Consider the following 20,152-nt stretch of genomic DNA (forward strand, 5'->3'; position numbering starts at 1 on the left):
AATCCTAGGATGTAAATTAGTTCGGGGATTACTTAGACTCAAACACTTTTGTTCAATTACTTTATTGAATTGAAAAAACTTCCTTCTCAAGCAGCTCCTCAGGGTTCTTTCCAATTGGATCCTGATGGAAGTAATCGCGGATGACTCCGTCTTTTAGGTAGTTTGCGATTGAGACCATGATCATGCCTTGATCGAGAGCAAGGTAGGCTTTTGCGATTTCACCTGTTTCGACGTTGACGGAATCATAGAAACCGTATTTTCCGTAAGTATTCATTTCTTTTAGCGCTTTGATGTTTTTCCGCACTTCATCCGGAGCATAATCTAGAGCCAGGAATGTTGCATGAGCTGTGACGGTTGATTTGTCAGCATATCCGGAAGTACCAAGCGGCGTAGCGGCAAATTCGCTGTAGCCGTCCGGAGTGGCAGCTGGTGAGAACCCCCATGCTTTGTACCCTTTATCTTTGGCATACTGGATCTGAAGTTCGACGTGGCGTTGATTATTCAGCCCCAGAGCCTGTTTGCCCAGTTCTTTTTCTTTTAATACGATGCCCGGCATCAACCCTTCGAACATACTTCCTCCCCAGCTAGGAACGAATTTCACACCATTGTATTCATAGTGGCCTTCAAAGACGGAAACTCCATCATATTCAACATACTCACCCTCTGGGACTTGAGCCTGCCAGTCCCATGTCTCTGGCATTGTGCGATACATTTTCCACCAGTGTTCGCTTGGGACATCGCCTTTACCGATTGAAATATAACTTGCCACACGTGGTTCTGTATAGAGGAGACCATAATGATGATCAGTCAATTTTCCCTGCACCGCATCATATCCTCCGCGGAATTGCCCGACTTCAGGATCATAAAGGGTGCTGTAATCCATATTCTCAACCAATTCGCTTGTCTGGTCATTCAATTCATCATATGCCTGTCCGACTACGATCAAGCCTGCAGACAGCCATCCATTATCGACCTGGGAGATGAATTGTCCCCAATCAGTTTTCAGGGAACCGTCTTCAGTATAGTACCAGTTATAAAATAAGCCGTTCCATTTTTTCAATGATTCCAGTGTTTTTAACGTAACCTGGATGCGGTCGACCGCTTCTTCTTTAGAAATGATCCCCATCTCCTGGGCAGATACCGTACTCATCATGTACATACCGATATTTGTCGGTGAGGTATGTGCTGCATTTTTCTTACCTTCTTCGGTGTAGCGGGTTTCATCGAACGTAAGACCGGTATCTGGATCTGTGTGGTCCTCATAAAATGTATATGTTTTCTTTGCAATCGCTTTCAACTCTGCCCGCAGAGCAATATCCTTGCCATCTACTCCTTGTGCTGAGACAGCAGGGGTGTACAGGAGACTCGTTATCAGACATAAAACAGTGAACAGACTAATTTTCCTTTTCAAACTTCATACCCCTTTCAGAATTGGAATCGAAACGTTTCACCAACAGTGTAACATGTTTATCCTCAAAAAAAAGCCGATTTCTAAATATTCGGTCATATGGTACAGGAACCTGCAGTTTGGTAGGTAATTAGGCAGGGGGAATGATAAAATGCGTGCCAGGCATGTGGGAAAAGCCCTTCATCATATCTTTAAATGAAAGGAACTTTTCAAAACTTGTCCTTACATCCTCTAACCATTGAGTAGTAATTAAGTCGTGGTTGAAAGGTAATTCAAATTGTAACTGTTGTCCCCTTATATTATAATAGTAAAAAGAACTAAATTTTCTAAAAATTCTGGAGGAGGGATTACAAATGACTAAACCTTGGCTTACAGAGTACCCTGATGAAATTCCCGGTGAATTGAATTTGCCGGAAAAGCCATTGCATTCTTTTTTGACTGAGGCCGCAGGGCTTTATGAATCCAAACCGGCCATCCATTTCATGGGGAAAGAATTGACGTACCGGGAAGTTTACGAATCGGCATTGAAGTTTGGCAATTACTTGAGAAAACTGGGAATTGAAAGGGGGGACCGGGTCGCGATCATGCTTCCGAATACACCTCAATCAGTCATCGCATATTACGGTGTCCTTTATGCAGGGGGAGTGGTGGTGCAAACCAATCCGCTGTATACGGAAAGGGAAATAGAATATCAAATGAAGGATTCGGGTGCTAAAGCGATCCTCACATTGGACATTCTTTATCCGAGGGTATCAAAGGTCATGAAAGAAACAGATCTTGAGCACATTATTGTAACCGCTATCAAAGAATATCTTCCATTCCCTAAAAATATGATTTACCCATTCATTCAAAAGAAGCAGTACGGAATCGTCGTTAAAGTGGAACCGTCCGAGCAGAATCATTTATTTCCGGACATCATGGCTTCTTCTTCATCTGAACCGATTCCGGGTGAATTTGATTTTGAGAATGATATAGCCCTTCTGCAATACACGGGAGGAACAACAGGATTTCCAAAAGGGGTCATGCTCACCCATAAAAACCTCGTGGCAAACGCTGCGATGTGTGATGCATGGCTGTATAAGTGTAAAAAAGGCGAAGAGAAAATCCTCGGCATCCTTCCTTTCTTCCATGTGTACGGAATGACAGCCGTAATGATTCTATCCATCATGCAGGGATATAAAATGATATTGCTGCCGAAATTCGATGTTGAAACGACATTAAAAACAATTCAAAAACAGAAACCCACACTGTTCCCGGGTGCCCCGACGATTTACATCGGTATCTTGAATCATCCAGAACTGAAAAAATATGATCTGTCATCCATTGATTCATGTCTCAGCGGCAGTGCCCCACTTCCAGTAGAGGTGCAGCAGAAGTTTGAAGAAGTCACCGGAGGGAAACTGGTGGAAGGGTACGGTTTGACTGAATCCTCACCTGTCACTCACGCAAACTTTCTTTGGGATAAAGAAAGAATCAAAGGAAGCATCGGACTGCCATGGCCGAGTACTGACAGTGCAGTTTTCTCGCTTGAAACAGGCGAACCACTGCCCCCAAATGAGATAGGTGAGATCGTTGTAAAAGGTCCGCAAGTGATGAAAGGATATTGGAACCGTCCCGAAGAAACCGAGCAGACGTTAAAAGACGGCTGGCTATTGACCGGGGATCTTGGGTATATGGATGAAAGAGGGTATTTCTACGTCGTGGACCGTAAAAAAGATATGATCATAGCAGGAGGCTTTAATATCTATCCGAGGGAAATAGAAGAAGTTCTATATGAACATCCGGCCATTCAAGAAGTGGTGGCAGCGGGAGTTCCTGACCCATACCGGGGAGAAACGGTCAAAGCTTATGTGGTGCTTAAAGAAGGGGAGACCCTCACAGAAAAAGAGCTGGATGAGTTTTCAAGGAAATATCTAGCAGCTTATAAAGTACCAAGGATCTATGAATTCAGAAAAGAACTACCTAAAACCGCGGTCGGAAAAATCTTGCGAAGAGCGCTTGTTGATGAAGAACGGAAAAAGATAGAAGAAGAACAGAAATTAAGTTAATATTAAATAGGGAATCTTCAAATAGATTCGCTTTCTTTTTTAACAGAATTGGACAAGGGTCCTTCTTGACAATTAAACTCAACCATTTTATTATAAAAATATGAATGACCATTCATTCATATTTCAATAAGGCAGGTCAACTATCTATGAAACGAAATAAACCGAAATACAAACAAATCATTGATGCTGCCGTCGTCGTTATAGCGGAAAATGGATATCATCAGGCGCAAGTTTCGAAGATAGCCAAACAAGCCGGCGTCGCCGATGGCACCATTTATCTTTATTTTAAAAACAAGGAAGACATTCTGATTTCTTTATTCAGGGAGAAGATGTCCATCTTCGTTGAAAAAATTGAAGAAGTTATAGCAGGAAAACAGACGGTTTCAGAGAAGTTATATGTGATGGTGGAAAATCACTGTAAGCTTCTATCAGAAGATCATCATTTAGCCATTGTCACGCAGCTCGAGCTCCGCCAGTCCAATAAAGATATCCGGGTGAAAATCAACGATGTGTTAAAAGGATATCTTCAATTGGTTGATAAAATCCTGATTAGCGGAATTGAGGCAGGTGAGCTTCCCGAAGACCTCGAAGTGCGGCTTGCCCGTCAAATGATCTTTGGGACACTGGACGAAGTGGTCACAACCTGGGTAATGAATGATCAAAAATATGATATAGTGGCTCAAGTCCCTGCTATACACAAGCTATTACTTCATGGATGTGGCGGCAGGAACTAAACACGTTTAGGGGGATGAGAGATGGAAAATTTATCATTGACATTAGAAGGAAGGGTAGCGCATGTTACCATTCAAAGGCCGCCTGCGAATGCACTGGCAAGCGGTCTGATAAGAGAAATCGATGCCATCCTTGACGAACTTGAAGGAAATCCGGAAGTCCGGGTCATCCTGCTGAAAGGCGAAGGCCGATTCTTCTCTGCCGGAGCGGATATAAAAGAATTCACAACGATTGAAACAGGAGAAGAATTTTCTCAGCTTGCCAAAAAAGGACAAGATGTTTTCGAGCGGATGGAAAACTTCTCGAAACCTATCATCGCAGCCATTCACGGTGCTGCATTGGGAGGCGGCCTGGAGCTCGCGATGGGCTGTCATATCCGGCTTGTCACAGAGAACGCAAAACTTGGCCTTCCAGAACTGCAATTAGGACTTGTCCCTGGTTTTGCAGGATCGCAGCGTCTTCCTAAACTTGTCGGCAGGGCAAAAGCAGCAGAAATGCTTTTGACGAGTGAACCGATCAGCGGTACGGAAGCAGTCCAGTGGGGACTTGCCAACAAAGCATACAAGGAAGACGAATTATTCGCCAAGGCGGAAGAAATGGCGAATCAAATCGCTAAGAAGAGCCCTGGCGCCATGAAAGCTGCAATCGAGCTGCTGAGCTATACAAAAGATGACAGATTCTATGAAGGGGTCATGAGGGAATCCGACCTTTTCGGAGATGTCTTTGTGTCCGATGACGCCAAAGAAGGTATTTCCGCTTTCATAGAAAAGAGAGAACCTGATTTTAAAGGGTAGTAAACATTCTATTAATATAGTAAAATCAAGATAAGGGCAGTGTGAAAACGTTATCATTTTATGCACTGCCCCTTCAAAAGGGTTAAATTTTCAAAATCTTTTTAAGGGAAAGAATGTTTTCAATTATTAGGAGGGACTTAGGAATGAACATCTATGTACTTTTGAAAAGAACGTTTGATACTGAGGAGAAAATTTCGATCCAAAACGGTCAAATCGCAGAAGATGGGGCTGAATTTATTATAAATCCATACGATGAGTATGCGGTCGAGGAAGCCATTCAAGTCCGCGATGCCCATGGCGGGGAAGTGACAGTCGTGACTGTCGGCGGAGAAGAAAGTGAAAAGCAATTAAGAACAGCTTTGGCAATGGGAGCAGATAAAGCTGTGTTGATCAATACAGAAGATGATCTTGATTATGGAGATCAATTCACAACTGCATCGGTTCTATCTCAATACTTAAAAGAACAGGAAGCAGACCTGATTCTTGCCGGAAACGTAGCAATCGACGGAGGATCCGGTCAGGTTGGACCACGCGTGGCGGAACAATTGGATATTCCATATGTTACAACGATTACAAAACTTGAAATCGATGGTGAAACGGTAACGGTCACACGTGATGTAGAAGGTGACTCTGAAGTAATCGAAACTTCACTGCCTTTATTGGTGACAGCTCAGCAAGGGTTGAATGAGCCTCGTTATCCATCTCTTCCTGGAATCATGAAGGCAAAGAAGAAGCCTCTTGAAGAATTAGAACTTGATGATTTAGATCTGGATGAAGATGATGTAGAAGCGAAGACAAAGACGATCGAAATCTACTTACCGCCTAAGAAGGAAGCAGGAAAAGTATTAGAAGGCGAGCTGGATGCACAGGTTTCAGAGCTTGTACAGCTTCTTCGCAACGAAGCGAAAGTAGTATAATTCCGGATCAAGTCTTTAGTAACGTATCTAATCACAATCAACTAACACTCAGGGGGTATTTAACATGGCAAGAAAAGTATTGGTACTAGGAGAAGTCAGAGACGGGTCATTGCGTAATGTATCTTTTGAAGCGATTGCTGCAGGGAAAACAGTTGCAGAAGGCGGCGAAGTCATCGCAGTATTAGCCGGCAAAAGTGTAAGCGCTTTAGGACAGGAAATGATCCAATACGGTGCAGATAAAGTCATCGTTGTTGAAAACGATAAGCTTGAACAATATACTTCGGATGGATATTCACAGGCATTGCTGGCCGTCATCGAGCAGGAGAAGCCGGAAGGAATCATCTTCGGTCACACTGCATTAGGTAAGGATCTGTCACCAAAGCTTGCGAGCAAACTGAGCACAGGACTGATTTCGGATGCGACTCACCTGGAAGAAGCGGGTGGAAACCTTGTCTTCACACGTCCGATCTACTCCGGAAAAGCATTTGAAAAGAAAATCGTAACAGACGGTTTGATCTTTGCTACAATCCGTCCAAACAATATTGAACCTTTGGCAAAAGATGAATCCCGCTCAGGAGACGTTTCCTCTTTGTCTGTTGATGTCAAAGACTTACGTACGATCATCAAGGAAGTCGTGCGTAAAGCAAGTGAAGGGGTAGATTTATCCGAAGCGAAAGTCATCATTGCGGGCGGACGCGGAGTTAAAAGTGAAGACGGATTTGAGCCGCTGAAAGAATTGGCTGACGTCCTTGGAGGAGCTGTAGGTGCTTCACGCGGTGCCTGCGACGCGGATTACTGTGACTACTCTTTACAGATCGGTCAGACTGGTAAGGTTGTCACTCCTGACTTATACATCGCATGCGGAATTTCTGGAGCTATCCAGCATCTCGCAGGTATGTCCAACTCTAAAGTGATCGTGGCCATCAATAAAGATCCCGAAGCAAACATCTTCAATGTTGCTGATTACGGAATTGTCGGTGACCTATTCGAAGTCGTTCCGATGCTGACAGAAGAATTCAAGAAGCTTAAAGTCGCTTCATCTTAATCGATTCGTTTAAAAAGCAGATGAACGGGTAATTGAATACTATAAGAATAAAATAAGGGCGTAGCCAAAATGGTTACTCCTTATTTTTTTGAAGGTTTGAATAGAACGTAAACGGAAGGGTATATTACCTACGAGCAGATTTATAGCATAGCATTGTTATCGGTGATATACTTACGCTATATTCATTGAAATTAGGAGGCATATACTTATGGCAATTACAAACGCGACAGACCAAAATTTCGTAAGTGAAACGGACTCTGGACTAGTATTGGCAGATTTCTGGGCACCTTGGTGCGGACCATGCAAAATGATCGCTCCGGTATTAGAAGAGCTTGACAGTGAAATGGGCGACAAAGTAAAAATCGTCAAAGTTGATGTAGATGAAAACCAAGAAACAGCTGGAAAATATGGTGTAATGAGCATTCCGACACTAGTTGTCCTTAAAGACGGAGAAGTAGTGGATAAAGTAATCGGATTCCAGCCGAAAGAAGCACTTGCTGAATTATTAAATAAACATGCTTAATGTGAATTAATCGATTATAAAGCCGAGGCATGGTGCCTCGGCTTTTCTTATTCCATCAGTTAATATAGAAGGAGAGAGGGGGGATACCGTGAATTCAGTCATAACTAATAAATTGGCTTTACTGCCCAGCCAGCCTGGATGCTACCTGATGAAAGACAGGCAGGGTACAATTATTTATGTCGGTAAGGCAAAAGTGTTGAAAAATCGGGTCCGTTCTTATTTCACAGGTTCTCATGATGCAAAAACACAGAGGCTTGTGGGGGAAATAGAAGACTTTGAATATATCATGACTTCCTCGGACCTGGAAGCTCTTGTGCTCGAGATGAATCTGATTAAAAAATATGATCCGAAATACAACGTGATGCTGAAGGATGACAAAAGCTATCCTTTCATAAAATTGACTAATGAACGTCACCCCCGCTTAATTACGACCCGGAAGGTGCAGCGGGGAAAAGGGAAGTACTTCGGGCCATATCCGAATGTCGGTGCAGCAAATGAAACGAAAAAACTCCTCGACCGCCTTTATCCATTGCGAAAATGTACAACCATGCCAGACAGAGTCTGTCTCTATTATCATATGGGTCAATGCCTCGCCCCTTGTGTGAAGGAAGTGAGCAAGGATACGTACAGGGAAATGACCGATGAAATTGCCAGATTCTTAAACGGGGGATACAAAGAAATCAAGAATGAACTTTCCGAAAAAATGAAGGAAGCTTCTGAAAACCTTGAGTTTGAGCGGGCAAAGGAATTCCGTGATCAAATCCTTCATATAGAAGCAACGATGGAAAAACAGAAGATGACGATGACGGATTTTACCGACCGTGATGTGTTCGGTTTTGCGGTTGATAAAGGATGGATGTGTGTACAGGTGTTTTTTGTGAGGCAGGGGAAGTTGATTGAACGGGACGTTTCTCTGTTTCCGCTGTACAACGAACCGGAAGATGAATTTCTTACGTTTTTGGGCCAGTTTTATTCAAAAGCAAACCATTTCAAACCGAGAGAAATCTTTCTGCCCGAATCAATCGATGAAGAACTCGCTATGAAACTCCTTGAAGTGAAGGTCACGCAGCCAAAGAGAGGCAAGAAGAAAGAGCTGGTGAAATTAGCGGAAAAAAATGCCAAGCAGGCGCTTGATGAGAAATTCGCCTTGATCGAGCGGGACGAAGAGAGAACGATCAAAGCGATCGAAAGACTGGGCGAACAGATGGGGATTTACACCCCATTCAGGATCGAAGCTTTTGACAACTCAAATATACAAGGCTCGGCCCCTGTGTCGGCAATGATTGTATTCATAGACGGAAAGCCTGCAAAGAAAGAATACCGTAAATACAAAATAAAGACCGTCAAAGGTCCGGATGATTATGAATCCATGCGCGAAGTGGTGAGAAGAAGGTATTCAAGAGTATTGAAAGACGGACTCCCGCTTCCTGACCTCATCATCATCGACGGAGGGAAAGGCCAAATCGAAGCGGCCCGTGAAGTGCTGGAAAATGAATTGGGACTTGATATACCCTTGGGCGGTCTCGCGAAGGACGATAAACACCAGACATCGGAACTCCTATACGGGAATCCATTGCAGATCGTGCCGCTCGAAAAACGCAGCCAGGAATTTTACCTGCTGCAGCGGATCCAGGACGAAGTCCACCGGTTTGCCATCACATTCCACCGCCAGCTCCGCGGAAAGGGTGCATTCCAGTCCATTCTTGATGAAATCGACGGGATCGGACCGAAGCGGAAGAAGCAGCTTCTGAAGCATTTCGGTTCCATGAAGAAGATGAAGGAAGCAACGGTGGTAGAATTTCAGGATATCGGGATTCCGGAAGCAGTGGCGAAGGTTTTGCGTGAGAAACTGCAGGAATAGGGTCCCCAGGATAATTTTTGGCTCATTCGGGTGAAAGTTCGTTTCACTTGCTTTTCAGCTGAAGCTGAAAAGTCCCGGAAAAAAGAAGAGAGGCAGTCCCAAGCTTGCTTGGTTCCGCCTCTCTTCTTTTTTCCAGGAAATGAGCAAAAAATTAAAAGGAAAAATTCTTGAAAAAACTCATTGCTTCCATTTTTTTCGTGTGCTATAATTATCGATAATTTAAAACATTATCACTTTAAATAGTGGTGATAGAGGTGCGAGCTTCAAGAGTACAGGCAAAGAGGAGTATGGGCTCTGTTGAGATGTCTGGAAAGGGGAGATTCGCCGAAGTGGTGTTAGGCTCATACTAATTCCGCTGGTCCTGCGTTTAAGAAATGCAGGATTGTCAAGATGAATCAATCTTGGAGAGCTATCTCACAATGCCGATGAACGACTCAGTATTATTACTCTAAGTTCATAAAGCAATGAGATATCCGTCTCATTGCTTTTTTTGTTATCAGGCATGAGACTGCAGGTGTTTAGATCATTCAGCCGGCAGCGGGATTTGTGCAGTAGTCAGATGATTCTCTTCAGAAAAAAGATTCCATTTCTACACTCAAAGAGAAAGAAGGAGAAGCTGTGAGTATTATCGTTCAAAAATTCGGTGGAACATCAGTAGGTTCTGTTGAAAAAATTCAAAATGTTGCGTCAAGAATTTTGGAGGAGAAGAATCGGGGAAATGATGTGGTGGTTGTCGTGTCCGCAATGGGGAAAACAACTGATACATTAGTCGGTTTAGCAAGGGAAATCACTTCTCACCCAAGCAAAAGAGAAATGGATATGCTTTTATCCACGGGCGAACAAGTGACAATCTCTCTCTTGACGATGGCATTGCTGCAAGCCGGTCAGGAGGCCATTTCGTATACTGGCTGGCAGGCCGGGATCGAGACAGAATCCGTTCATAGCAATGCACGCATCACCAATATCCATACCGAGAAAATGACAACACAGCTTCAAGGCGGAAAAGTCGTGATTGTAGCTGGGTTCCAAGGAATGACGCCATCCGGTGAAATCACCACACTAGGACGCGGGGGATCCGATACGACAGCTGTGGCAATCGCTGCTGCGTTGAAAGCTGACCGCTGTGATATTTATACGGACGTCGACGGCGTCTATACGTCTGACCCGCGTTATATTGAAGGTGCACGAAAACTGCCTTCCATCTCGTATGATGAAATGCTGGAACTCGCCAATTTAGGTGCAGGTGTCCTGCATCCGCGGGCGGTTGAATTTGCAAAGAATTATCAAATCCCATTAGAAGTGAGATCGAGCCTTGAAAAAGTGGAAGGTACGTATATTGAGGAGGAAGCAAGCATGGAACAGAATTTAGTGGTAAGAGGTGTCGCATTCGAAGACGAAATTGTACGGGTGACTGTGTTTGGACTCGGAAATGCCCTGACAGGCTTGTCATCAGTATTCACCACCCTTGCTAAAAATCATTTGAACGTGGACATCATCATCCAGAGCCAGACAGACCGTAATACCACGAATCTATCTTTTTCAATCAAGGAACATGACCTGGATGATGCATTGGCTGTATTGGAAAAGAACCAGGGAGAACTGGGCTTCACTCATATCGAACATGAACGCGACCTTGCCAAGGTATCCATTGTCGGATCCGGGATGATTTCAAACCCGGGAGTGGCTGCAGAAATGTTCGAGGTCCTGGCTCAAAATGATATTGTCGTCAAAATGGTCAGTACGTCTGAAATCAAAGTGTCGGCTGTGGTCGATCAGGAAAATATGCAGAAAGCTGCCGGAGTCTTACATACGGCGTTCAAATTGGATGCCGTCCAAGTTGAAGAAGTGACGCTTTAACCAACAAAGGGTTGACTCCTCATCCGGAGTCAACCCTTTTCATTCATCTATTTCGTTCGTGCCCAGCTATTCTACTTTATCTTTTTCATCCCAGCGAGCGGTGATCTTCACGGATTGATTACGTTTATGTATCTCGTCTGCAGCTTCAGTCGTGCATTTCTTTTGGAGCTGGATCTGCTCAGCAAGAAAACCGGCTTCCAATTTAAATGTAACATCTGACTTAAGTGATAAGCGTCTCTCAACAAACGAACCGCGCAATTCAAAGGTCATTTCGTTTTTCTTTTGTTCGACAACCGTCAGCGTTCCCCAGCCTGCCTCATCAAAAAAGGATGAGCATTCATCCATTGATTGAAGGGGAAATTTTCTGGAGAGCTGCTTGCCTCCCCAATATAAAATCTCGGGAGTGTGCTTTCCTAAAATATCCGGAAGCAGGATGTCCCTTATCATTTCATAGCCGAAAATTGGAACGGTTGGTTCATAGATTTCTTCTTTTTTCTGTTCCAAGTAAATCCCCTCTTTCTATAAAACTATTATATACATGAAAGGAAGAATTATCATCCCAAACATGTAAAATGAAAGTTGGGATATTTTGGCGGTATAATGTTTTTGTTTAATAATTAGAATTTTCAAACTTTTAAACACATATTTAGTCAGTTTTTTTCTTTATCTTTATATTAAAAATATTTTAGCGATATTGTCGAATTTATGTATACGTTTTCTTGACGCTTACACTCTATGGGAGTAAAATGAAACTTGTCACATAATTGTTACAACATAAAATATGTATCGTAGTCTAATGAATATGTTGGTTAGAAAACGGCCTCATATTTTATGATTAAGGGGGGTAAATCATGGCTGGAAATCGAGAATTCAATTATCGCAGGCTTCATTCATTACTAGGTGTTATTCCAGTTGGATTATTTTTAACTCAGCATTTAGTCGTGAACCATTTTGCAACAGGCGGGGAAGAATCATTTAATCAAGCGGCACATTTTATGGAAAGTCTGCCTTTCCGCTATTTCCTTGAAATCTTTATCATCTTCCTACCATTGTATTTCCATGCGATCTATGGAATTTACATTGCGTTCACATCTAAGAATAACGCCACCAAGTACGGTTATTTCCGTAACTGGATGTTCCTGCTTCAGCGTGTTTCAGGGGTAATCACATTTATCTTTGTGACCTGGCATGTATGGGAAACAAGGGTTGCTGCCGCATTTGGAGCGGAAGTGAACTTTCAAATGATGGAGAACATTTTATCTAATCCATTCATGCTTGTGTTTTATGTTATTGGTGTACTTTCAACGATTTTTCACTTTGCCAATGGCATATGGTCATTCTTGGTAAGCTGGGGAATCACCGTTTCACCGCGTTCTCAATTAATAGCTACATATGTAACGATCGGAATATTTGTAGCGTTATCAGTAGTTGGTATGCGCGCAATCTTCGCATTCGTATAAGAGAAGAAAATATAGAAGTCTGATAGAAATCAGCTGGCAACTTTGGTAGGAAAAGGAGTGAGTCACGATGAGTAAAGGCAAAATCATTGTAGTCGGCGGCGGATTAGCCGGCTTGATGGCCACAATCAAAGCAGCAGAAGTTGGAGCGGAAGTAGATTTATTCTCACTTGTACCCGTTAAACGTTCCCACTCTGTCTGTGCTCAAGGTGGTATTAATGGAGCCGTAAACACGAAAGGGGAAGGGGATTCTCCTTGGGAACATTTTGATGATACTGTGTACGGAGGGGACTTCTTAGCGAATCAGCCTCCGGTTCAAGCGATGACAGAAGCAGCACCGGGAATTATCCACCTGCTTGACCGTATGGGGGTTATGTTCAACCGTACACCGGAAGGACTGCTTGATTTCCGTCGTTTTGGAGGAACTCAGCATCACCGTACTGCGTTTGCCGGTGCGACAACAGGGCAGCAGCTTCTTTATGCGTTGGACGAGCAGGTCCGCCGTCATGAAGTAGCAGGTCTTGTGAACAAATATGAAGGATGGGAATTCCTCGGAGTGATCGTCGATGACGAGGGAGTTGCACGAGGAATCGTTGCCCAAAACCTTCAAACCATGGAAATTAAATCATTTGCAGCAGACGCTGTGATCATGGCGACAGGTGGACCAGGAATTATCTTCGGTAAGTCCACCAACTCTGTCATCAATACCGGATCTGCGGCATCCATCGTTTATCAGCAAGGTGCCTACTATGCAAACGGGGAGTTCATCCAAATTCACCCGACAGCAATTCCGGGAGACGACAAACTGCGCCTGATGAGTGAATCTGCACGTGGTGAAGGCGGACGGGTATGGACGTATAAAGATGGTAAGCCTTGGTACTTCCTTGAAGAAAAGTATCCGGCATATGGAAACCTGGTACCTCGTGATATCGCAACGCGTGAAATCTTCGACGTCTGCGTAAATCAGAAGCTTGGTATCAATGGTGAGAACATGGTATACCTTGATTTATCTCATAAAGATTCCAAAGAACTTGACATCAAACTTGGCGGAATCATTGAAATCTATGAAAAATTCATGGGTGATGACCCGCGTAAAGTACCGATGAAAATTTTCCCTGCCGTTCACTATTCAATGGGTGGACTATGGGTTGATTACGATCAAATGACTAATATACCTGGTCTGTTTGCAGCTGGTGAGTGCGATTATTCCCAGCATGGTGCAAACCGTTTGGGGGCTAACTCCTTACTATCAGCAATTTATGGAGGTATGGTTGCAGGCCCTAACGCTGTGAAGTATATTTCCGGACTTGAGAAATCAGTCGAAAGCGTACCTTCTTCTGTATTCGACCGCTATGTTAAGCAAGAAGAAGAAAAGTGGAATAACATCATGTCCATGAATGGTACTGAAAATGCATACGTGATCCACAAAGAGCTTGGTGAATGGATGACAGATAACGTAACGGTTGTACGTCATAATGACAAGCTGAAAGAAACAGATGCCAAAATTGTTGAGCTGATGGAGCGCTATAAAAATATCAATATCAATGATACGGCTAAATGGAGTAACCAAGGGGCTATGTTTACCCGTCAGCTGTGGAATATGCTGCAGCTTGCGCGTGTCATCACGATTGGGGCACTTAACCGTAATGAAAGCCGCGGCGCACATTATAAGCCGGAATTCCCTGATCGTAACGATGAGGAGTTCCTGAAAACGACTATGGCAAAATATAACGCATCCACGAATTCACCTGAATTCCATTATGAAGATGTCGATACATCCATGATCGCACCTCGTAAGCGCGACTATTCTAAGAGTAAAGGGGGAAATAAATGATGAGTGAAAATAAAAGAGTCCGTTTTATCATTACTCGTCAAGACAGCCCGGAAACAGCCCCTTATGAAGAAGAGTTTGATTTAGCTCATCGTCCGAATATGAACGTGATTTCCGCTCTTATGGAAATCCGCCGTAACCCTGTCAATGCAAAAGGGGAAGCGACTACGCCGATCAACTGGGACATGAACTGCCTCGAGGAAGTCTGCGGTGCTTGTTCAATGGTCATTAACGGGAAGCCGAGACAATCTTGTACGGCTCTTGTCGATCAGCTTGAACAGCCGATCCGCCTGGCGCCTATGAAGACATTCCCGGTCGTGCGCGACTTGCAGGTCGACCGCAGCCGGATGTTTGACAGCCTGAAAAAGGTAAAGGCTTGGATTCCAATCGACGGCACATACGATCTGGGACCTGGTCCGCGTATGCCGGAGAAGAAACGTCAATGGGCGTATGAATTATCCAAATGCATGACGTGCGGTGTATGCTTGGAAGCATGCCCTAACGTAAACAGCAAATCCGATTTCATCGGGCCTGCCCCGCTTTCCCAAGTCCGTCTTTTCAATGCGCATCCAACAGGTGCCATGAACAAAGACGAACGTCTGGAATCGATCATGGGAGACGGAGGTCTTGCCAACTGCGGTAACTCACAAAACTGCGTGCAATCTTGTCCAAAAGGTATCCCTTTGACAACATCAATCGCAGCACTGAACCGCGAAACATCCTTCCAAATGTTCAAAAACTTCTTCGGAAGCGACCATATGGTAGACTAATAACAAAAGCACTTTCCTTCGGGGAAGTGCTTTTTTCTTTCGTTTAAATTAAACAGGTCTTTAATATAGTCTGTTCGAAATCTCAGACCGTTTCTTTCCGCTGCAGGCATTTGCTTTCCGCGAGGAGGCTCACCAACCGCCCGCGGAAAGCGAAGTTTTGCACGGAAATCAATAGCGGTGATGAATGGAATCAAATAAGTTTAGAAGTCGAGATAAGCTTCTCTATTTAGGGTTGCCTAAAAACAAATCCAAAATCAGAGTGGAGTGAGTATCTTGACGGTTTCGTTCATTTCAGGCGGCTCTCCGCTAACCACGCGGAAAGCGAAGCCTTGCACGGAAATCAATAAGCGGTATAAATGGATCAACCCATTGAGAAGTTTTTCGAGCTTAACGGTTTCTAAATCGAGAAAAAACAATTATAATAAACAAAAAAGAATGAATATTCATTCATTTAAAAACTGCTCATAAGGAGGACCCATTTTGAAACATATTACATACATTAAAGATATAGACACATGGCAAAAAGAATTTCATTTCTCCATAGAGGTAAAGGTTCGTTTTTCCGAGACGGATATGTTTGGACATTTGAATAACACGATTCCATTTACATATTTTGAGGAAGCGAGAACCGACTTTTTTAAATACAAAGGATTCATGCAGGATTGGGTAAGCCCTGATCATGATACGATTCCGGTTGTAGCAGATCTGCAGTGCGACTTCATGAAACAAGTATACTTCGGCGAACGACTGAATGTATTTGTCAAAGCAGCCAGTGTGGGTAATTCTTCAGTTGATCTGCATTATATGGGCGTAAATGAAAAGCAAGATGTCTGCTTCGTTGGCAGAGGAACGATGGTACAGATTTCACGTAAGACGGGTAAAGGTGTTCCTTGGACAGAAGAGATGAGAAAGAAATTTGACTGTCCTTCAGTCATGTCCCCATCATCTTAAATCGTGTGTGAATGAATCACTGCCTATTTTTTAATTTACTTCTTCTCTATGTCACTCTAAACCGTACCTTCACATATGATATTCTGACGACCGACAATACCCATCCCCGCGGTTTAAAGCTGGCGAAGGCAAGGAGGGTTACCATAATTGAAGGACAATGATTTTACACACAAACCGTTGCTCACAAAGAGAGAAAAAGAAGTATTCGAACTGTTAGTCCAAGATAAAACAACGAAAGAGATAGCAAGTGATTTATTCATCAGCGAGAAAACAGTTCGAAATCATATTTCCAACGCCATGCAAAAGCTTGGAGTGAAGGGGCGCTCACAGGCAGTTGTAGAGCTTCTTCGCATGGGGGAACTCAAGCTTTAAAGTAAGGGACTGATTCTTAAGAACAATTTACCGGTTATCACAAACCGTTATTGTGCCATTAAGAGTCAGTCTCTTTTAGTTTGCTTGGTATATTGAACCTATTACTGAACTTTTCTTGAAATTTCCCTTGAAAAAGGAGAAAATGCTAGTAGGTCGAGTTGCGAAAATAACAAGAAACAGATAACGTTCACTTCATGATAAGTGATGATATTAAATAAGTACTAGTCAGTCAAAGGAGAATTATTATATGAATAAAGAAGAAGTCCAGCTGAAATCCGATCTGCAGGTGGTAGCGGATATTGAAAAAGACTTAAGATACATATCTTCCATCATTAAACAAAAGGGACGCGAGATCCTTAGTCAATATACACTTACCCCTCCTCAGTTCATTGCTCTTCAATGGTTATTTGAATATGGAGACATGACGATCGGGGACCTTTCCAATAAAATGTATCTCGCGTGCAGCACGACGACGGATCTTGTAGACCGCATGGAGAAAAATGAATTGGTTGAAAGGGTCAAAGATGAAAATGACAGACGGGTCGTCCGCATTCATATGTTAAAAGAGGGCGAAAGAATTATTGAAGAAGTTATTGAAAAAAGGCAAAATTATTTGCAGAGTGTCCTCGGGGATTTTTCAGAAGAAGAGGTACTCGGATTGAAAAGTAATTTAGCTAAACTCCATCAAGAAATGAAACCAGAGTGAGGGAATAATGTGATTCAACCAATTGGCATCATTGATTCCGGTGTTGGCGGATTGACGGTGGCAAAAGAAGTCATGCGCCAATTACCAAAAGAAACGATCTATTATCTTGGTGATACCGCAAGATGTCCATACGGCCCCCGGTCAGCCGGGGAAGTGAAGAAATTCACGTGGCAAATGACGGAGTATCTCTTACAATATGATATGAAAATGCTTATCATCGCCTGCAACACGGCGACCGCAGTCGTGCTGGATGAAATCCAGACTCAATTGGATATCCCGGTCATAGGTGTAATCCACCCGGGAGCCAGAGCTGCGATCAAGCATACGTATAATAAGAAAATCGGAGTGCTCGGGACCGTCGGGACGATAAACAGCGGTGCGTACGAAGAAGCGCTGCATTCGCTGCATGGAAGCTTGGAAGTAAGTCCCTTGGCCTGTCCTAAGTTTGTCCCTTTGGTTGAAAGCGGGGAGTATAACAGCGCTACGGCTGATTCGATCGTAAAGGAGACGCTTGCTTCCATGAAAGAAACAGACATCGATACACTGATCCTGGGCTGCACCCACTATCCGCTGCTGCAGTCAAAAATACAGGCTTTCATGGGGAGTGAGGTCAGTGTCATCAGCTCCGGCGATGAGACTGCCAGGGAAATCAGTACGATCCTGGACTATTACAACCTCCTATACCGCGGAGTCAGAGTGCCAGAGCACAGATTCTTTACTACAGGATCATCATTCTTATTTTCACAAATCGCCTCTGATTGGCTGAATATAGGGAAAGTCCATGCTGAAACCATCCGGCTTCAAGACTGAGTGTCTTGGCTGGATGGTTTTTTATTTCTTCCTGAAAAAGTTTGTCTGCTTTTCTAAAAAGTTTCGGTCTATTTCATAGCCAAGGCTCGTATACATGTAGTACAAACTGTCTTTTAGGAGGTTTCGCGATGTCAAAAAAAGCGAAAGTGTCAATTGCTGTAACGGTGTTAGCATCTTCAGTATATCTTTCAGGTTGCGGACTGTTGAGTTTTGGGGATAAAGAAAAGATCGATCCGCCGCAGGAAGTTTCACATTTAAAAGAAGGTGAAAAACTGGATACGGCAAAGAACGAAGAAGGTAAAGAGACGGCAAGCAATGATGAAGCTGTAGAAAAAACAGTGATGACAGAGCTTTATTTGATCGACAAGAATGGCTATGTGGTTTCCCAATCGTTACCTCTTCCGAATAATGAAAGTGTCGCCAAACAAGCGCTTGAGTATCTGGTGGTTAACGGCCCTGTTCAGAATGTCCTTCCAAATGGATTCAGAGCAGTCCTGCCGGCCGATACCCAAGTCACAGTCAACATCCAAGATGGAAAAGCTATCGCTGACTTCTCACCAGAATTCAATAATTATCAGCCTGAAGATGAACAGAAAATCCTTCAATCGGTCACATGGACGCTGACTCAATTCGATTCGGTCGAAAAAGTGGAGCTGCGTGTAAACGGCTATCCGTTAACGGAAATGCCGGTTAACGGCACGCCGATCGACGAATCCGGCTTATCCAGAAAAATGGGTATCAACGTCGATGCTAGCGGAGTGGCCGACCCAACCAGTACAAAACCGGTAACGGTCTATTATGTGTCGCAGACGGATTCTTCGACGTACTATGTGCCTGTAACAAAAAGGGTAAGTTCAAACGAAGCGGATGAAGTGAAAGCGGTCGTACAGGAACTTATCGAGGGACCTGGATACGGTACGTCCCTTGCCAGTGACTTTACCGGAGCGGAACTATTGGAAGACCCATCTCTGAAAGACGGGACTGTTACCCTCAATTTTAATGAAGCCGTGTATGGAAGCCTGGAAGAAAAAATGGTTTCCGAGCATATGCTGAATTCACTGGTTCTATCCTTGACGGAACAAAAAGGGATCAAAGGTGTGTCAGTTCTGGTAAATGGTGAAGCCACCACAGTAAGCAAAGACGGAGAACCGGTCACAGAACCTGTCACTCGTCCCGAAAATGTGAATGCAATTAGTTTTTAAATGATCATTTTTTGATATACTATTATAGAATCATGAAAAAGAGGTTGGCTGATGCCGCCTCTTCTCTTTTTGAGATGGACAATTTACATATGAATGAAAACGAGTATAACAGGAGGATAAAATATGAGAGCTGATGGAAGAGAAAAGAATCAATTGCGTGAAGTGAAGATCGAAACAGGATATGTCATGCATCCGGAAGGGTCTGTGCTGATCACGGTAGGAAATACAAAAGTGATTTGTAACGCAAGTATCGAAGAACGCGTACCTCCTTTTATGAGAAATAGCGGTAAAGGATGGATCACAGCAGAGTATTCCATGCTGCCGAGAGCCACCGAAACAAGAAATATCCGTGAATCTTCCAAAGGGAAGATTTCCGGCAGAACGATGGAAATCCAACGTTTGATCGGACGTGCTTTACGCGCGGTTGTTGACTTGGACGCCATTGGGGAGCGTACGATCTGGATCGATTGTGATGTCATTCAGGCGGACGGCGGTACAAGGACCGCGTCCATTACAGGAGCCTTTGTGGCAATGGCCCTGGCACTTGGAAAATTACAGGATAATAAGAAAATTTCACGTTTTCCCCTTAAGAGCTATTTAGCTGCAACGAGCGTAGGTATCATAGAGGATCACGGCTCGGTGCTCGACCTTAATTATATTGAAGACAGTAAAGCCCTGGTGGATATGAATATCATCATGACCGGAGAAGGGGAATTTGTAGAACTCCAGGGAACAGGAGAAGAAGCTACTTTCACCATGAACCAGCTGCATGAAATGCTGGAGCTGGGTCAAGTTGGAATCCAGGAACTATTCGAAATGCAAAAAAGTGCGCTTGGCGAATTGGCGCAAAGAATTCGATAAAGGGATG

Annotated in this window: 19 protein-coding genes and 1 riboswitch; of the genes, 17 read left to right on the forward strand and 2 right to left on the reverse strand. The window is 43.7% G+C overall.

Annotated elements, in window-relative coordinates:
- Positions 1-61: 61 nt before the first annotated feature.
- Positions 62-1,411: a glucoamylase family protein gene (locus HWX64_RS17465; protein WP_175990826.1), complete on the reverse strand. Its 1,350-nt coding sequence runs from the start codon at positions 1,409-1,411 to the stop codon at positions 62-64.
- Positions 1,412-1,761: 350 nt separating this feature from the next.
- On the opposite strand from HWX64_RS17465, the gene HWX64_RS17470 reads away from it, so the two are divergent.
- The 8 genes from HWX64_RS17470 (at position 1,762) to HWX64_RS17505 (ending at position 11,185) form a co-directional block, all read left to right on the forward strand.
- On the forward strand, positions 1,762-3,456 hold the full coding sequence (locus HWX64_RS17470; RefSeq protein ID WP_175990827.1) for a long-chain-fatty-acid--CoA ligase: 1,695 nt from the start codon (positions 1,762-1,764) through the stop codon (positions 3,454-3,456).
- A 146-nt stretch (positions 3,457-3,602) separates the two neighbouring features.
- A complete protein-coding gene (locus HWX64_RS17475; RefSeq protein ID WP_175990828.1) occupies positions 3,603-4,190 on the forward strand; it encodes a TetR/AcrR family transcriptional regulator in 588 nt (195 codons plus the stop codon).
- Between the two features lie 21 nt (positions 4,191-4,211).
- Positions 4,212-4,982: an enoyl-CoA hydratase gene (locus HWX64_RS17480; protein WP_175990829.1), complete on the forward strand. Its 771-nt coding sequence runs from the start codon at positions 4,212-4,214 to the stop codon at positions 4,980-4,982.
- A gap of 143 nt (positions 4,983-5,125) precedes the next feature.
- Entirely contained in the window at positions 5,126-5,899 is a 774-nt protein-coding gene (locus tag HWX64_RS17485) for an electron transfer flavoprotein subunit beta/FixA family protein (protein ID WP_175990830.1), read from the forward strand.
- 64 nt (positions 5,900-5,963) lie between these two features.
- On the forward strand, positions 5,964-6,944 hold the full coding sequence (locus HWX64_RS17490; protein WP_175990831.1) for an electron transfer flavoprotein subunit alpha/FixB family protein: 981 nt from the start codon (positions 5,964-5,966) through the stop codon (positions 6,942-6,944).
- A gap of 208 nt (positions 6,945-7,152) precedes the next feature.
- Positions 7,153-7,467 carry a thioredoxin gene (gene trxA / locus HWX64_RS17495; RefSeq protein ID WP_175990832.1) on the forward strand — a complete coding sequence of 105 codons (315 nt, stop codon included), beginning with the start codon at positions 7,153-7,155 and terminating at the stop codon, positions 7,465-7,467.
- 88 nt (positions 7,468-7,555) lie between these two features.
- Complete coding sequence (uvrC, locus tag HWX64_RS17500) at positions 7,556-9,328, forward strand: excinuclease ABC subunit UvrC (protein ID WP_175990833.1); 1,773 nt, start codon at positions 7,556-7,558, stop codon at positions 9,326-9,328.
- 241 nt (positions 9,329-9,569) lie between these two features.
- Positions 9,570-9,748: riboswitch (Lysine riboswitch) on the forward strand.
- Between the two features lie 198 nt (positions 9,749-9,946).
- Positions 9,947-11,185: an aspartate kinase gene (locus tag HWX64_RS17505; protein WP_175990834.1), complete on the forward strand. Its 1,239-nt coding sequence runs from the start codon at positions 9,947-9,949 to the stop codon at positions 11,183-11,185.
- Positions 11,186-11,251: 66 nt separating this feature from the next.
- Here the strand turns inward: HWX64_RS17505 and HWX64_RS17510 are convergent, their stop codons facing one another.
- Entirely contained in the window at positions 11,252-11,689 is a 438-nt protein-coding gene (locus tag HWX64_RS17510) for a YslB family protein (protein ID WP_254871205.1), read from the reverse strand.
- 347 nt (positions 11,690-12,036) lie between these two features.
- On the opposite strand from HWX64_RS17510, the gene HWX64_RS17515 reads away from it, so the two are divergent.
- From HWX64_RS17515 to rph, 9 genes are all read left to right on the forward strand, one after another.
- Positions 12,037-12,645 (forward strand): succinate dehydrogenase cytochrome b558 subunit, encoded by a 609-nt coding sequence (locus HWX64_RS17515; protein ID WP_175990835.1) that lies wholly within the window; start codon positions 12,037-12,039, stop codon positions 12,643-12,645.
- Between the two features lie 67 nt (positions 12,646-12,712).
- Positions 12,713-14,476, forward strand: a complete 1,764-nt coding sequence (gene sdhA, locus HWX64_RS17520; RefSeq protein ID WP_175990836.1) for a succinate dehydrogenase flavoprotein subunit — start codon at positions 12,713-12,715, stop codon at positions 14,474-14,476.
- Positions 14,476-15,243 carry a succinate dehydrogenase iron-sulfur subunit gene (gene sdhB / locus HWX64_RS17525; RefSeq protein ID WP_175991569.1) on the forward strand — a complete coding sequence of 256 codons (768 nt, stop codon included), beginning with the start codon at positions 14,476-14,478 and terminating at the stop codon, positions 15,241-15,243. Before sdhA ends, sdhB begins: the two co-directional genes overlap by 1 nt.
- A 480-nt stretch (positions 15,244-15,723) precedes the next feature.
- Positions 15,724-16,194 carry a thioesterase family protein gene (locus tag HWX64_RS17530; RefSeq protein WP_175990837.1) on the forward strand — a complete coding sequence of 157 codons (471 nt, stop codon included), beginning with the start codon at positions 15,724-15,726 and terminating at the stop codon, positions 16,192-16,194.
- A 147-nt stretch (positions 16,195-16,341) separates the two neighbouring features.
- Complete coding sequence (locus HWX64_RS17535; RefSeq protein ID WP_032087424.1) at positions 16,342-16,566, forward strand: response regulator transcription factor; 225 nt, start codon at positions 16,342-16,344, stop codon at positions 16,564-16,566.
- Between the two features lie 247 nt (positions 16,567-16,813).
- Complete coding sequence (locus HWX64_RS17540) at positions 16,814-17,272, forward strand: MarR family winged helix-turn-helix transcriptional regulator (RefSeq protein WP_175990838.1); 459 nt, start codon at positions 16,814-16,816, stop codon at positions 17,270-17,272.
- A gap of 9 nt (positions 17,273-17,281) precedes the next feature.
- Positions 17,282-18,082, forward strand: coding sequence for a glutamate racemase (gene racE / locus HWX64_RS17545; RefSeq protein WP_175990839.1), 801 nt, complete (start codon positions 17,282-17,284; stop codon positions 18,080-18,082).
- 128 nt (positions 18,083-18,210) lie between these two features.
- Entirely contained in the window at positions 18,211-19,284 is a 1,074-nt protein-coding gene (locus tag HWX64_RS17550; protein WP_175990840.1) for a GerMN domain-containing protein, read from the forward strand.
- A 123-nt stretch (positions 19,285-19,407) separates the two neighbouring features.
- The gene (gene rph, locus HWX64_RS17555; protein ID WP_175990841.1) at positions 19,408-20,145 is read left to right on the forward strand and encodes a ribonuclease PH; all 738 of its coding nucleotides are present in this window, start codon (positions 19,408-19,410) and stop codon (positions 20,143-20,145) included.
- The last annotated feature ends 7 nt before the right edge of the window (positions 20,146-20,152 follow it).

It is taken from the genome of Bacillus sp. Marseille-Q1617, from assembly GCF_903645295.1.
Taxonomy (GTDB): domain Bacteria; phylum Bacillota; class Bacilli; order Bacillales; family Bacillaceae_B; genus Rossellomorea.